Source organism: Polyangium jinanense (genome assembly GCF_028435365.1).
In genome coordinates this window covers 76,143-90,411 of the sequence record NZ_JAGTJJ010000006.1, presented here as the reverse complement: position 1 = coordinate 90,411, position 14,269 = coordinate 76,143, and the positions used below count along the sequence as shown (strand labels likewise).

10 protein-coding genes are annotated in these 14,269 nt (G+C 69.3%); 8 read left to right on the top strand and 2 right to left on the bottom strand.

Annotated features, from left to right (window positions below):
- Positions 1–14 precede the first annotated feature (14 nt).
- The 5 genes from KEG57_RS15380 (at position 15) to KEG57_RS15360 (ending at position 6,547) form a co-directional block, all read left to right on the top strand.
- Positions 15–1,274 (top strand): hypothetical protein, encoded by a 1,260-nt coding sequence (locus tag KEG57_RS15380; RefSeq protein ID WP_272418917.1) that lies wholly within the window; start codon positions 15–17, stop codon positions 1,272–1,274.
- Positions 1,275–1,377: 103 nt separating this feature from the next.
- Positions 1,378–3,513 carry a sulfatase-like hydrolase/transferase gene (locus KEG57_RS15375; protein ID WP_272458580.1) on the top strand — a complete coding sequence of 712 codons (2,136 nt, stop codon included), beginning with the start codon at positions 1,378–1,380 and terminating at the stop codon, positions 3,511–3,513.
- 19 nt (positions 3,514–3,532) lie between these two features.
- Complete coding sequence (locus KEG57_RS15370) at positions 3,533–4,627, top strand: SUMF1/EgtB/PvdO family nonheme iron enzyme (RefSeq protein WP_272418919.1); 1,095 nt, start codon at positions 3,533–3,535, stop codon at positions 4,625–4,627.
- Positions 4,628–4,672: 45 nt separating this feature from the next.
- Entirely contained in the window at positions 4,673–5,257 is a 585-nt protein-coding gene (locus KEG57_RS15365) for a hypothetical protein (RefSeq protein ID WP_272418920.1), read from the top strand.
- A gap of 45 nt (positions 5,258–5,302) precedes the next feature.
- Complete coding sequence (locus KEG57_RS15360) at positions 5,303–6,547, top strand: guanine deaminase (protein WP_272418921.1); 1,245 nt, start codon at positions 5,303–5,305, stop codon at positions 6,545–6,547.
- A 43-nt stretch (positions 6,548–6,590) separates the two neighbouring features.
- On the opposite strand, the gene obgE is transcribed toward KEG57_RS15360, so the two are convergent.
- Entirely contained in the window at positions 6,591–7,619 is a 1,029-nt protein-coding gene (gene obgE / locus KEG57_RS15355; protein ID WP_272418922.1) for a GTPase ObgE, read from the bottom strand.
- Between the two features lie 54 nt (positions 7,620–7,673).
- Between obgE and KEG57_RS15350 the strand changes: the two genes are divergently transcribed.
- From KEG57_RS15350 to KEG57_RS15340, 3 genes are all read left to right on the top strand, one after another.
- The gene (locus KEG57_RS15350; RefSeq protein WP_272418923.1) at positions 7,674–9,125 is read left to right on the top strand and encodes a hybrid sensor histidine kinase/response regulator; all 1,452 of its coding nucleotides are present in this window, start codon (positions 7,674–7,676) and stop codon (positions 9,123–9,125) included.
- Between the two features lie 264 nt (positions 9,126–9,389).
- The gene (locus tag KEG57_RS15345; RefSeq protein WP_272418924.1) at positions 9,390–10,175 is read left to right on the top strand and encodes a hypothetical protein; all 786 of its coding nucleotides are present in this window, start codon (positions 9,390–9,392) and stop codon (positions 10,173–10,175) included.
- Between the two features lie 111 nt (positions 10,176–10,286).
- On the top strand, positions 10,287–13,448 hold the full coding sequence (locus KEG57_RS15340) for a serine/threonine-protein kinase (protein WP_272418925.1): 3,162 nt from the start codon (positions 10,287–10,289) through the stop codon (positions 13,446–13,448).
- A gap of 33 nt (positions 13,449–13,481) precedes the next feature.
- On the opposite strand, the gene KEG57_RS15335 is transcribed toward KEG57_RS15340, so the two are convergent.
- On the bottom strand, positions 13,482–14,180 hold the full coding sequence (locus KEG57_RS15335) for a siderophore-interacting protein (protein WP_272418927.1): 699 nt from the start codon (positions 14,178–14,180) through the stop codon (positions 13,482–13,484).
- Between the last annotated feature and the right edge of the window lie 89 nt (positions 14,181–14,269).

Here is a 14,269-nt window from a genome sequence, read left to right as displayed (position 1 = left end):
CCTCTCGAAGCGCCATGCGCCGGCCTCGCCGCGTGCTCTCGGCGCTCCTCGCCGCGCTCGTCTCGATCGGCGCCGCGAGTTGCCTCGGCGTCCTCGATCTCGACGGCTACGCCTCCGCGCCCGAGGCGCTCTGCGATCTGCTCGGGCGTTGTTATGGCGACGCGGGTTTCGCCAAGTGCGAGGGGCACGTGAGCTCGCAGCTCGCGGTGGCGACTGCCGAGGGCAAGGCGAGTTTCCTCGATGGTCTCTCCGGCTGCCTCACGGATTGCAAGAGCGCGCGCCGTTGCCTCGACGTGCCCCCGATCTGCCGCAACCCCCGGCAGAGCTGCACGACGAACGAGCAGTGCTGCGGCTTCTCGGGTGGCGCCTCCGTCTGCAGCCGGCAGAGCTGCTGCGTGACGACGGGCTCGTCCTGCAAGGCCGACGTCGATTGCTGCACCGGCAAGTGTGAAGGCGATCCGCCGACCTGCGGCGGCACCCCGTGCGTCGTGCCCGGAGAGCCCTGCACCGACAGCTTCGAGTGCTGCAGCGGCGTCTGCCTCGCCTCGGGCGTGTGCAGCGCGGACACCTGTTTTCCCGACGGCTTCAACTGCATGGGCGACGTCGATTGTTGCTCGGGCCTCTGCGACGGAGGCATCTGCACGCAGCCCAAGTGCACGCCGGACGACGCGCCTTGTCTCGCGGACGGCGACTGCTGCAACGCCGCCGGCTGCGACGATACGCTCGGGATCTGTGGCAGCGCGGGCTGCCTGCCGCTCTCCGCACCCTGCTCTCCGACGGGGCCCGATCCGTGCTGCGGCGACCTCTTCTGCAAGCCCGGCATCGAGCGCTGCGTCGAGCCCTCGGCGTGCACCGAGACCGGCCAGCAATGCGACAACGACGACGAGTGCTGCACCCTTCACTGCCAGGGCACGTGCCAGTGCGCGAACGACGGCGAGGGTTGCTACGAGAGCTACACCTGCTGCAGCGGCTCGTGCATCAACGGCCAGTGCGGCCAGTGCAGGCAGGAAGGTAGCTTCTGCTCGAAGGCCACGGACTGCTGCGCAGGCATCTGCAGGGGGGGGTCCTGCTGCAAGAACGCCGGCTGCAACCACGGCATCTGCCAGCCCGGTGAAGCCCTGACCCCGACGAGCTGCGCCGAAAGCGCGGTCGAGATCCAGTGCATCCAGGCGATCTGCGACAACGACCCCTATTGCTGCTGCGATACCTGGGACAATAACTGCGTCGGGCAAGTCGCCGCCGTGTGTGGTCTTTCGTGCCCCGCGGGGCCCTGAGTTTTTCCGGCCTCGGGCCGCGCCGGTTTCGTCTTTTCGGCTCCGTGGCCTGGTGCTACGCCCTCGCCGTCATGGGCCCCTTCCGCACCCACCTCCGCCTCGCATGACGAAGACCGGCTGGACGATGCGCCTCGGGGAGGCGTGCGTGCTCGCGCTCGCGGTCGCGGCTTTTTCGGCCGTTCCCACCGCGCTCCGGACGAGCGGCGCGGGCGGGACGTTCCTCGACGGCTTGCTCGTGGGTACGGCAGCGCTCCTGCCCCTCGTCACGCTCTCCATCGTGCTCCTGCGCGCCGCAGGGCGTGGCCTCCGGGGCGTGCTCGGCGCGGGCGCCGGGCCCACGGCGGCGCTCGGGATCGCGCTCTGGATTGGACTTGCGCTCCCGGCGCTCGCGGTCCTTGCGGGCCTGCTCAAGGCCCTCACGCATCATCGTGGCCTCGGCGGCGCCACCTTCGGCGTGCTCGGCGCGTTCGTCGTGGTCGCCTGCGCGCTCGTCGCGCGCCGCATGGTCGAGATCGGCCAGGGGCTCGTCGCGCGCGGCGTTCGCCCGCTCCACGTCGCGGCGGGTGGCGCCGTCGTTTCGGTCCTGCCGCTGCTCGTCGTCGCGGCTTGGCTGTATCGCGCGTCGGGCGGCACGGGCTCCGCGTCCGTCAGCGCGGCGCTCGTCGACCTCGCGATCGCCGTCCTCGCGACCGCGCTCGTCGCCTCGATCGAGCTCAGCGACAGACTGCTCAAGCTCGCCTCCGCGTTCGGCGTTCCCTTCGCCGCGGTGCTCATGATCGCGGCCTCCGCGCGGCTCGAATCGTCGCCGCCGCTCGGGCGCGCGGTGCAGGCGGGCGGGGGACTCGCGGCGACGATGCTCTCGGCCCTCGAGCGCTGGACCGATCGCGACGGCGACGGCATGGGCGCGCATTTCGGCGGCGGCGATTGTGACGAAGGTGATCCGCGCCGCCACCCCGGCGCCGAGGACGTGCCCGGCGACGGCATCGATCAGGACTGCAGCGGCGCCGACACGCCTCGTCCCGACGCGCCTGCGAAAGCCCCCGCGGCCACACCCAGCTCCGCGCCGCCTCCGTCGTCCGCAACGCCTGCGCCCGCGCCTCTGCCGTCCGCGCCCGAGCCTGCGGGCAAGGCCCTCGATCCTTCACGCCCGGACATCCTGCTCATCACGCTCGACACCGTGCGCGCCGATCATACGAGCGCGTACGGTTACGACCAGAAGACCACGCCGCACCTCGAAGAGCTCGCCGCGCGTGGCGTCCTCTTCGAGCATGCGTATGCCACGGGCAGCGACACCCAGCGCGCGCTCGCGCCGCTCGTCTCGGGCAAACCCCTCTCGCAGACCCCGCACAACCGCCGCGAGTGGCCCACGCTGGCGGACGAGATCGACACCGTTGCCGAACGCATGAAGCGGGCCGGGTATGCGACGGCCGCCGTCGTCTCGTTCACGTGGCTCAGCGAGGATCGTGGCTTCGCGCAGGGGTTCGATCGGTTCGAGCCCGTCTATCGCGAGGAGCACCCCGAGCGCAGCGTCACGGGCGCGCTCGCCACGCGTGCGGCCCTCTCCGTCCTCGAAGACCTCGGCAAGAAGGACGCGCCGATCTTCCTCTGGATCCACCTCTTCGACGCCCACGAGCGTTACCTCGAGCACGCGGGTCTGCGCTTCGGCCGCGGCCAGGAAGGCCTCTACGACGGCGAGATCGCCTTCGTCGACAAGCAGATCGGGCAGATCGCGGCGTTCGTGTCGAAGTGGAGCCGCGCCTCGCGCGTCGCGTGGATCGTCCACGGCTCCCACGGCGAGGGTTTCGACGAGCACGGCGACAAGGGGCACGGCTCTTCGCTCTACGAGGAGATGATCCGCGTGCCTCTCGTCGTCGCGCTGCCCGGGGGACGCCCGGGTCGATACGGCGACGGCGCGGTCAGCACGCTCGACGTGGCTCCCACGGTGCTCGCCCTGGGCAATGCGCCGCTCGACGGCGTCTCGGGCGTCTCGCTTCTGCCGTACGCGCGCCTCGAACCGAGCGCGGCGCGCCGTCCTCCCGTTCTCGCGTATGCTTCGAAGCGGGTCGCCTTGATCGATTGGCCCCTCAAGCTCATGGTGATCGAGCGCAAGAAGCAGAACCGCAACTTCCTCTTCGATCTCGGGGCCGACCCGCGCGAGACGAAAGACCTCTCGGAAGGCCGTCCGGACGATGTGGCCCGGCTCGTGAAGCTCGCCGCCGAGATTGCACCATCACCCTAGCGAGGCGCGTCGAACCGTCATGCCCGCAGAAACCTCGTCCCCGCCGCCTGCCCCGGAGCCGACCCCGCGCGGATCACGCACCGTTCATGCCGTCGTCGGCGCGAGCGTGCTTGCCTGCGTCGTTGCTTCCGCCGTGGGCATCGTCAAGTTCGCCGCCAAGCAGGAGCTGCCGCTCTCGCTCGCGCTCGGCGCGATCCGCGGCATCGTCCCGCGCAAGCCCACCCATGAGTGGCGCCTCGTCGGGGGCAAGCACTGGCAGATCGTCGCGCCTTCCGTCGAGCCGACCGAGACCACGGACATGCTCGAGGCAAACCGCGGCGCCTGTCCGGGCGGCATGGTCGAGGTGAAGGGCACGATGAAGGTCGACCCCTCGGCGACGGCCGCCTACGACGGCAAATCGGTCGAGGAGCTGCAGAAGAAGACCTGCACGAAGTGGATCAACCGCGACTACCCCGAGCGCTGCGCCGAGTTCGACCGGGACCAGTGGCTCGCGCTCTCGAAGGAGCTGCCCACGAAGCCCATGCACTTCTGCATGGATCGCTTCGAGTACCCGAACCGGAAGGGTGATTATCCGGTCATCATGGTGAACTTCCACGAGGCGAACGAGCTTTGCGCCGAGCAGGGCAAGCGCCTCTGTGACGAGCTCGAATGGACGTTCGCCTGCGAGGGCGAGGAGGCGCAGCCCTATCCGTACGGCTACGTGCGCGACACCGAGGCGTGCGTCATCGACAACAAGTGGCGCCCCTACAACGAGCGCGCCATGCAGCCCCGCGACGGCCTCGCCGCCATGAACGAGCTCGACCGCCTCTGGCAGGGCGTCCCTTCGGGCTCGCGTCCGCGCTGCAAGAGTCCGTTCGGCCTCTACGACATGACGGGCAACGTCGACGAGTGGACCAAGAACGTCCGGAGCTGGGAGGCTCACGCCTCCATCCTGAAGGGCGGCTACTGGGGCCCCGTGCGCACGCGCTGCCGGCCTTCCACGCGCTCGCACGACGAGAACCACACCTTCTACCAGCAGGGCTTCCGCTGCTGCGCCGGGGTCGGGACCACGCTGGAGGCGAAGAGTTTCAGCGCGGATCCTGCGGTCGCGCCCCTGCCGCGGGAGCTCAAGTAGCCGCGGGACCTGCCGCGCCGCCCGCCCTGGCTTATCCTCGACCTCGTGACGACCTCCTCCGCGCCCCCGCCTCCTTCCCCCGAAGGCCGTGCTCCCGCGCCGCGCCCGGGGCGCTGGATCGACACGCTCACCACGCTCCTCCTCGTCGCGACCGCTTGCTTCGTCGCCGTCTCCGCGACGCCTGCGCTTTTCCGCGCCGCCGGCCTCGCGCCGTTTGGCCCTTCGGGCATGCTCCGCGCGCCTTTGGGAGGACCCGCGACCGAGCCGCACCCGATCGGGGCCGGGCTCGCCGAGGAGGACGCGGACGACGACGATCAGGGTAGCGACCCGCTCCTCGGCCCGCGCTTCGACCCTCTCCGCGACGGACCACGCGCCTCGGCCCGGTCTTCGGATTCCGCGGAGCAGCCCGACGAGGGCGCGCCGCGCGGCCGCATGCGGCCTGCCGTCGTGCGTCGCAAGGCGACCTTGCGCCTCTCGGCCGCGGAGGACGCCGATCCGACGGGGGAGGTGAACGTCGGGGATTCGGTCTTCGTCGTCCGGGAGCAGGGCGAGTGGGTTCTCGTCTTGCAAACCGGCGCCGAGGGTGTGCTCATGGGGTGGATGCAGAGGAGTCAGCTTGCGATTCGTTGACGATTCTCAGCTTTCCATGACGTGCGGCGCGAGAGGGGGGCGATCATGAAGCGTGCATTTCGCGGCAGGATCATGACCGCGTGTTCGGGCGGCGAGGGCCTCCGGTTCCTCGAAGACGGCGTCCTCGTGATCGGCGAAGACGGTCGCATCGAGGCCGTCGAGCCCTGGGCGGGCGCGCCGAATGGCACCCTCGTGCGTGACGTTCGTCCTTTCCTCCTCGTGCCCGGGTTTGTCGACGCGCACCTGCATTACCCGCAGACCCGCGTCATCGGCAGCGCCACGGGCCCACTCTTGCCTTGGCTCGAGCGCACCGTTTTCCCCGAGGAAGCGCGCTTCCTCGACGAGCGCCATGCCTCCGCCGTCGCCGCCGAGCTCACGCATCGCCTCGCGGCGGCCGGCACCACCACGGCCGTCCTTTATTCGAGCTCGAACCCTGCGGCCACGCGTGTCCTCTTCGAGGCCCTCGCGCGGAGCGGCCATCGCGCCTTCGCGGGCTTGACCCTCATGGATCAGCATTGCCCCGAACCCCTTCGCGTCGATGCGGATCGCGCGCTCGCCGCCTGCGCCGAGCTCGTCCAGGCCTACCACGGCTACGATCGAGGCCGCCTCTCCTTCGTGATCACCCCGCGCTTCGCGCCCACCTGCTCGCGCGCCTTGCTCGAAGGCGCGAGCCGGCTCGCCCGGGATCACAGCCTGTTCGTCCAGACGCACGTCTCGGAAAACCCCGACGAGTGCCGGGCGGCGCTCGCCGTGCACCCGTTCGCCACCGATTACCTCGACATTTACGACCGCACCGGCCTGCTCGGCGAGCGCACGCTCCTCGCGCACGCCATTCACCTCTCGCCGGACGAATGGGATCGGGTCCGGGCGCGTGGCGCGCGCATCGCGCATTGCCCCGATTCGAACTTCTTCCTCGGCAGCGGCCGCATGCGCCTCGACGAGGCGCGCACCCGCTCGATTCCCGTCGCCCTCGGCACGGATGTCGCTGCGGGTCGCACCTTCGACCTGCGGCGCATCATGTCCTCCACGTACGACAATGCGATGTGCATCGGCGATCCGATCACCCCGGAGGAGCTCTTCCGCTTGGGCACGCTCGGCGGCGCCGAGGCGCTCGGGATCGCGCCCGAGACCGGCAGCCTCGAGGCCGGCAAGGACGCGGATTTCTGCGTGATCGAGCTCCCGGCCTATGTGCAGGAGCGAAACGACGTGCTCTCGCGGATCGTCTTCAGCAGCGACACGACGCCCGTCCGGGAGACGTACGTGCGGGGGCGTCGTGTCGTGGGTGGGTGAGGGGCACGGCTCAATGTGATGGTCCGAAAAACGCGCCGCTCGTTCAGGCGGAGCGCCGCCCCTCGCTCACCATCTGCCACAAGGCCGCAATCAGCTCCGGCATCCCTTCCCCCGTCGCCGCGCTCACGAGGTGCAGGTCGATCTTCGCCCGCTTGAAGCGCTTCCGGATCGCCGGGTACGCCTCTTTCACCTCGGGCAGGTCCGCCTTCGAGAGCGCCACGATCTCCGGCCGCGCCGCGAGCGCCTCGCTGTATTTCGCGATTTCCTTCCGGATCGCCCGGTAATCCTTGAGCGGATCCCGCCCCTCGCCCGGATCGATCGTCACGAGGTGCAAGAGCGCCCCCGTCCGCTCGAGGTGCTTCAGGAATCGCGTCCCGAGCCCCACGCCTTCGCTCGCGCCCGGCACGAGGCCCGGGATGTCCGCGATCACGAAATGCGTGCCGCCCGACCGCCTCCCGCCGCCGATCTCCACGACCCCGAGCGTCGGCGTCAGCGTCGTGAACGGGTAGTCCGCGACCTTCGGCCGCGCCTTCGACACCGACGCGACGAACGTGCTCTTGCCTGCGTTCGGAAAGCCTACGAGCCCCACGTCCGCCAGCACTTTGAGCTCCAAGCGAAGCTCTCGCTCCTCGCCCGGGTCTCCCTTCTCCGCGCGCCGTGGAGCTCGCTCCTCCGCGCTCTTGAAGTGGATGTTGCCCCGACCCCCCTTGCCCCCGCGCGCCACGACCACACGCTGCTCATGCGCCGTCACGTCCGAGACGAGCTCGCCCGTCTCGGCGTCGTAGATCTGCGTACCGAGCGGCACACGCTCCACGCGGTCCGCGCCCCCGCGCCCATGGCAGTCCGAACCTTGACCGTGCTCGCCCCGCTCCGCCTCGATCGTCCGCGCGTAGACGAAGTCGAGCAGCGTGCTCATCCCTTCGTCGCCGACGAGCACGACGTCGCCTCCGCGGCCGCCGTCGCCGCCCGAGGGGCCCCCGAAGGGCACGTACTTCTCCCGGCGGAAGGCAACGGACCCGTTGCCGCCGCTGCCTGCTACCACCTTGACCCTACACTCGTCGACGAACCGCATGGCGGCGCGGCTTCTACCACAATGATAGGGATACGGGCAGCGGAGGAGAGGAAATTGGCGGCACGGATCCTCATCGTCGACGACAACCAAAGCCTCGCGAAGAACCTCCGGGACGTCCTCTCGGGGGATCCGGACCTCGACGTCGAGGTCTCGCTCGCCGAAACCGGCGCCGAAGCGCTCGGACGGGCCCAGAAGGACGGGTTCGAGGTCGCCGTCGTCGACGTCAAGCTTCCCGACGGCAGCGGCGTCGACCTCATCGGCCCCCTGCGCGAGGCCTGCCCCCACGGCGAGATCGTCCTCGTCACCGGCAACGCCACGGTCAACACGGCCATCGCCGCCCTCCGCGCCGGCGCCTTCGCGTTCATCCTGAAGAACTTCCGCCCCGCCGAGCTCATCTCCACCGTCGCGCAGGCCCTCGAAAAGATCGCCCTGAAGCGCGAGCGCGAGGAGTTCGAGCGCCGCTACCGCGCCATCGTCGACGCGGCGGACGTCCTCATCGTCGGCCTCGACGCCTCGGGCGACGTCACCCTCTGGAACCCGCGCCTCGCGGCCATGACCGGCGTCTCCACCGAGGCCGCGCTCGGCGGCGCCTTGCCGGACAACATCATCGACGAGGACGCGCGAAAGAAGTTCTGCCAGGCGTTCGTCGCCGTCCGCGATGGCGGCGGTGCGAACGAGATCGAGGTCGGCGTGCGCGACGCCATGGGCGCGATCCGGCGCGTTCGCTGGCACCTGAGCCCCGTCCGCGGATCGGGCAAGCGGATCGAGCTCGTCTACGGCATCGGGATCGACGTGACCGAGCGGCGCGCGCTCGAACGACGCGCGGCCGACGCGGAGGCCTTGAACGCGATGGCGCCGCTCGCGCTCGGGCTCGCGCATGAGATCCGAAACCCGCTGAACGCCGCCGTGCTCGAGCTCCACCTGCTCGCGCGGGGCATCGAGCGGCTCGAAGCACCGGCCGCGCGGGATCCGATGCGGGCGCGTGTGCGCATCGTGGAGAGCGAGATCAAACGCCTCGAACGGTTGCTCACGGACTTCCTGGAGCTCGCGCGGCCGCGGGCGCCGCAGCGCGAGCCGCTGGATCTCGGCCGTGTCGTCGACGAGGTCCTCGACCTCGAGGCCGAGGCCATCGCCGCGCATGGGCTCGAGCTCGTGCGTGAGCTCGCGGCGGGCGTCGTCGCGCTCGGCGACGTGGAGAAACTCAAGCAGGTCGTCTTGAACCTCGTGGTCAACGCGCTCGACGTGATGCCCCAAGGCGGCGCCCTGCGGGCGCGGGTGGGCGCGGACGAGCGCGAGGCGTGGCTCTCCATCGGCGACACCGGGCCGGGCGTCGACCCCAATATCCTCGCCGAGATCTTCGACCCGTTTTTCACGACAAAGGCCGCGGGGACCGGGCTTGGGCTTGCCATTGTCCGCAAAATCGTCGATCAGCATGGTGGCCGCGTCGTCGTCGACACGAAAAAGGGCGAAGGCACCACGGTCAAAGTGATTCTGCCGAGGGGCTAAGCGCGCGCGGTCCGTCAGGACAGCGCGCGTCAGGGAAAGCCTTCTGGCCTCAACGCTGGCCCTACAGTGCCGGACCGAGCGCGCGTCGTCGGTGCGGTATGCCCGCTCCCATTCCGTTCCCACGACGTGGAGAACCGCTCATACTGGATTCGTTTCATCCTCCTGTTTCGGCGGAAAGCGTTAATGCGCCATTGACAAGAGTTGCCGGTTTTCGCTATCCTGAAACATGGTGGCGCTCTTTGCTCCCTAACGCCGGAGAAGCTTATGAAGCTGGGTCATATTGCATGGTATGCAGCGATCCTCGTGGCGGGGACTGGGTGCGGCGGTGACGAGGGCGATGACCGGGACGAAGCCGATGTCGCCGCGGCGGAGCAGGCGGTCGGCAGCACGAATGGCTTCGCGGTCGTGAATGGCCTCGGGACGAGCAACGGCCTCGGGACGAGCAATGGCCTCGGGACGAGCAACGGCCTTGGGACGAGCAACGGCCTGCAGAATGGCGTCGGGTTGATGGCGTCGGCGCAGGGCCGCAACACCGTCGAGTACATCGTCAAGTGCGCGCTCCCGGCGGGCCGCACGATCATGAAGAACGACGAGACACTCACGAGCCACACCTTCGAAGGCCTGCTCGGCGTCGCCCCGGAGTGGGAGAACGACGCTTGTGACGCGGATTGCCAGGAGCGGATGACCGCGTGCCTCGGCGCACACCTCAACACGACCGGCACGCACGTCCCCATCTTCCTCGTCGCAAACGCGGCCGAGTTCCCCACCATCGGCCCGGACACGAGCCCGACGTATCCGACGCAGGAGGGCGCGTTCTTCGGCAACATCTTCAAGGACCCGCCGGAGTTCCATTATTGCAACAGCGCAGGCGCCCTGACGTCGCCGGTCGCGGGTCGCATCGGTTCGTCCGGGCAGAAGCAATACACGAATCCATTTTCCGGAGACGGAACCTGCGCGGACAACTGCGTCGCGGTCGATGGCGCCGACCCGTCGGCCGGCTGGAAGTCGTGCGGTGGGTTCGATAACGTGATCACCGTTTATCGGCAGTGATTCCATTCTCCCGCGGCGAACGCCCGACCAGAGACGGGCGTTCGCTTACGCAATGACTCCGCCAACGTGCATGGCAGCCGTGCGAGCGGCCGTGGTAACTTTTTTCGAAGCATGAATGGCGCGCGCAGCGACGAGATGGCGGACACGCTCGACGCGCGTGCGGCGAAGAGCCACACGCGTCTCGGCGCCGGCGGTAGCGGCGAGGACCGCGTCCCACCCGCTGCGCTGCGGGAGCGATACGAGGAGCTCCGCCTCATCGGCGAAGGCGCGATGGGCACCGTGTTCCGCGGCTGGGATCCGCGCCTCGGCCGCGCGGTCGCGCTGAAGCTCCTGAAGAGTGACGACCCCGACGACACGCGGCGTTTTCTGGCGGAGGCGCGGGCGCAGGCGCGCGTGCAGCACGACAACGTTTGTCGCGTGTACGAGGTCGGCGAGGCCGACGGCGAGCCGTACATCGCGATGGAGCTCATCGACGGCGTGCCCCTCGATCGCGCGCACCCCGAGATGACGCTCGAGCAGAAGGTGAAGGTCATTCGCGAGGTCGCCGCGGCGTTGCACGAGGCGCATCGGCTCGGCCTCGCCCATCGCGACGTCAAGCCCGGCAACATCATGGTGACGACGGCCGAGGACGGTTCGTTCAAGCCCTACGTCGTCGATTTCGGCCTCGCCCGCGAGGTGTCGAGCAGCAGCGGGGAGACGCTCAACAACGCCATCGTGGGCACGCCGTCCTACATGTCCCCCGAGCAGGCCGAGGGAAACACGACGCTGCTCGATCGGCGCACGGACGTCTACAGCCTGGGCGCCACGCTTTACGAGCTCATCGCGGGTCGGACACCGTTTGTCGGAGCAAACGCGATGTCGATTCTGACGAAGGTGATCCTCGAGGACGCGCCGGGGCTCGGGAGCATCCGGCGGGGCGTGCCGACCGAGCTCGAGACGATCGTGATGACGTGCCTGCAGCGGGATCCTTCGCGCCGGTACGAATCCGCGCGGGCGCTCGGGGACGATTTGCAGCGTTTCCTCGACGGCGAGCCGATCCAGGCGAAGCGGGCCTCCGTCACGTATGTCCTCTGGGCGAAGGCCCGGAAAAACCGGGCCGTGGTCCTCGTCGCGGGCATTGGCCTCTCGGTCGCGCTCGTCCTCGGGGGCATGTGGGTGAACGCCGCGCGGCATGCGTCGGAGCGGGCGAGGCTCGCGCGGGAGCTCGGCGAAGACGTGAAGTACGTCGAGCTCTTTCTTCGGAGCGCATATGGTTTTCCCGCGCACGACATCGAGCGCGAGCACCGCGTCGTGCGGGCGCGGCTCGCCGAAATCGAGCGCAGGATGGCGGCGGCCGGGCGCGTCGGCGAGGGCCCGGGCCATTACGCGCTCGGCCGCGGGCACCTCGCGCTGCACGAGTACGAGACGGCGCGAAAGCAACTCGAACGGGCGTTCGGCGCCGGATACACGAAGCCTGAGGTGCATTATGCGCTCGGGCTTGCGCTCGGCGGGCGTTATCAGGAGGAGCTCGACGGCGCGCGTCGCATCGAGGACGGGGCGGCGCGTGAGGCTGCGATCCGGAGGGCCGAGGCGAGCTTCCGCGATCCCGCGTTGCGACATCTCCGCGAGAGCGGCGGGACCGAGGTCGAATCGAGGGCCTACATCGAGGGGCTCGTCGCGCTTTACGAGAAGCGTTATGACGACGCCGCGGCGCAGGCGCGGCTCGCGGCGGAAGAGTCGCCCTGGCTTTACGAGGCGAAGAAGCTCGAAGGGGACGCGCGATTCGAGGCCGGCATCACGGCGAGCGAGAGCGGACGCCAGGAGGACGGGCGTCGCCTGTTTGCCATGGCGATCGATGCATATCAGGCGGCGTCGGCCATGGCCCGCAGCGACGCGGTCGTCCACGAGGCGCTCGCCGAAGCGTGGAACCAATGGCTCCTCCTCGACATCTGGGAGGGGCGCTCGCACCGCGCCTCGTTCGAGGCAGCGCTGGCGGCCTGCGATGCGGCACTCGCGTCGAATCCGAGGAGCGTCAGCGCGCTCCGGAAGAAGGGGCGCGCTCATTTCCACGTCGGCAATACCGAGCTTCGCCGCGGGGAAGATCCGCGCCCCACGCTGGAGTCTGGGATCGACATCTGGCTCTCCGCGAAGCGGCTCTCGCCCGAGGACGCGATCTCCGACGACGGCGTGGGCAATGCCTATACGTACATCGCGCAGCACGAGCGCAAGATCGGGCTCGATCCCATTCCTTCCCTCGAGCGCGCCATGAAGAGCTTCGACGAGGCGACGCGTATCGAGCCGACGCTCGTGTGGGCATGGAACGACGCCGGTTTCGCGTTGCTCGTGAGGGCCGACCACGAGAGGGACCGAGGCATCGATCCGAGGCCTTCCATCGATCGTGCCGTGGAGAGATTCCTGCGCGCCGCGAAGGAGGATTCGACGTACATCGGGTCCTATTCCAACACGGCATTCGTGCTTTCCATCCGCGCGAGCTACGAGCTCTCGATCGGCCAGGATCCGCGCCCGTCCGTGGAGCGCGCCGTCGAGGCTTGCGCGCGCGGCGCGGAGATCAACCCGAAATGGCTCCCCATGCTGAACAACCGCGGCTGGGCCGAGCTCGTCGCCGCGCAATACGAGGAGGCGACAGGCGCGGATCCCATCGCGACGCTCGATCGTGTCGAGGCGAGCTTTCAGGCCTCGCTCGATCTCAACAGGGACGAGGCCGACACCCATTTCGGCATGGGCGCTGCGAAGCACGTGCGCGCGCTCTACCTCCTCCGCACGAACGCCGATCCGCAAAAAGCTCTCGACGATGCCCGCGCCGAGCTCCGCCGCGCCGCGCAGCTCGACGCGCGGGAACCCGCCATTCGCCTCGAGCTCGGCCTGCTCACGATGGCCATGGCCCGGCGCGCGGCGCTTCGCGGCGAGGACGCCTCGGTTTTGCTCGACGAGGCCGAGCGTGTCCTCCGCGAGGGATTGCGCATCAATACCCGCCACGCCCCGCTCCACGCCGCGCTCGCCGAGCTCCTCGCGCTCCGCGCCGAAAGCCGTACCGTGGACGATGCGTCGCGTGAAAAACGCCTCGCGGAGGGCCTTGCCGCCGCCGACGAGGCGCTCCGGCACAACCCGAAATGGGCCCTCGCCATGGCCGCCAAGGGGGTCCTCCTCGCCCAGCGCGCCCGCGCCGAAGACACGCGGCTCGCCGTGGAATGGCTCGACAAGGCGATCGCGACGAACCCCCTCTTGCCGCGCCGCTTCATGGATCGGCGGGCCGACCTTCGCCGCGCCCCCTGATCCCTCTTGTGGCGCAAGCCGCGGACCCCGCGTCTACAGCCCCCGCTTCCCGTCCGCCCAGTAAGCCTTCGTTCGAATGCTCCGACGCGAAAAACCTCGTTGCAGCAGCCACTCGCGTATCCGGACGAGCGAGCCTGTATGCCCCGCGAGGTAAAAGCAGACGTCCGCGCTCTGCGCGGGCTCGTTCGCCTCGAGCCATTGCAAGAGCGCGTCGCCGCGTTCCCCCGTCCTCTCCGCGGCGGAGAGATCGAGACCCAGAAGCTCGGGCCAGCCGCCTCCTCCGCGAGCCACCTCGACCGCGCCGATGCATTGCCCCGGCGCTGCGCGCGCGAAGCACGCGAAGAGCCCGAGCGCGGTCTCGTCGCCGAGCAGCACGTGCTTGGAAGCGTCCCGCAACACGAAATTCCCGCCCGGCCCGAGCACGTTCGTGGTTTGCCCGCGGCGCAGATTCGCGGCCCAGTGCGAGCCTGGGCCTTGCCCGTGCAGGAAAAACACCACCTCCATGGCGCCCGCGCGCGCGTCGAATGCGGAGGGCGTGTAATGCCGGAACGCCCGATCACTCACGCGGAACTCCACCTCATGGCCGGCTTTGAAGGTGACGCCTCGGAGCGCCTCCCCCTCGAAGCGCACCTTGCGGAGCTTCGGCGCGAGGTCCGCTACTCCCGTCACCTCGGCGCGGCGGCCGAAGCGAGGCTCCAGGACATTGGCAAGAAAAGCAGGCATCTCGGGCATGGTCGGCACCCTCTGAGGCCGAACTCTACCCGCCGTTGATGAACATGACAATGAAAATCGTTTTCAATTACGGTCGAGATCGTGCTGGG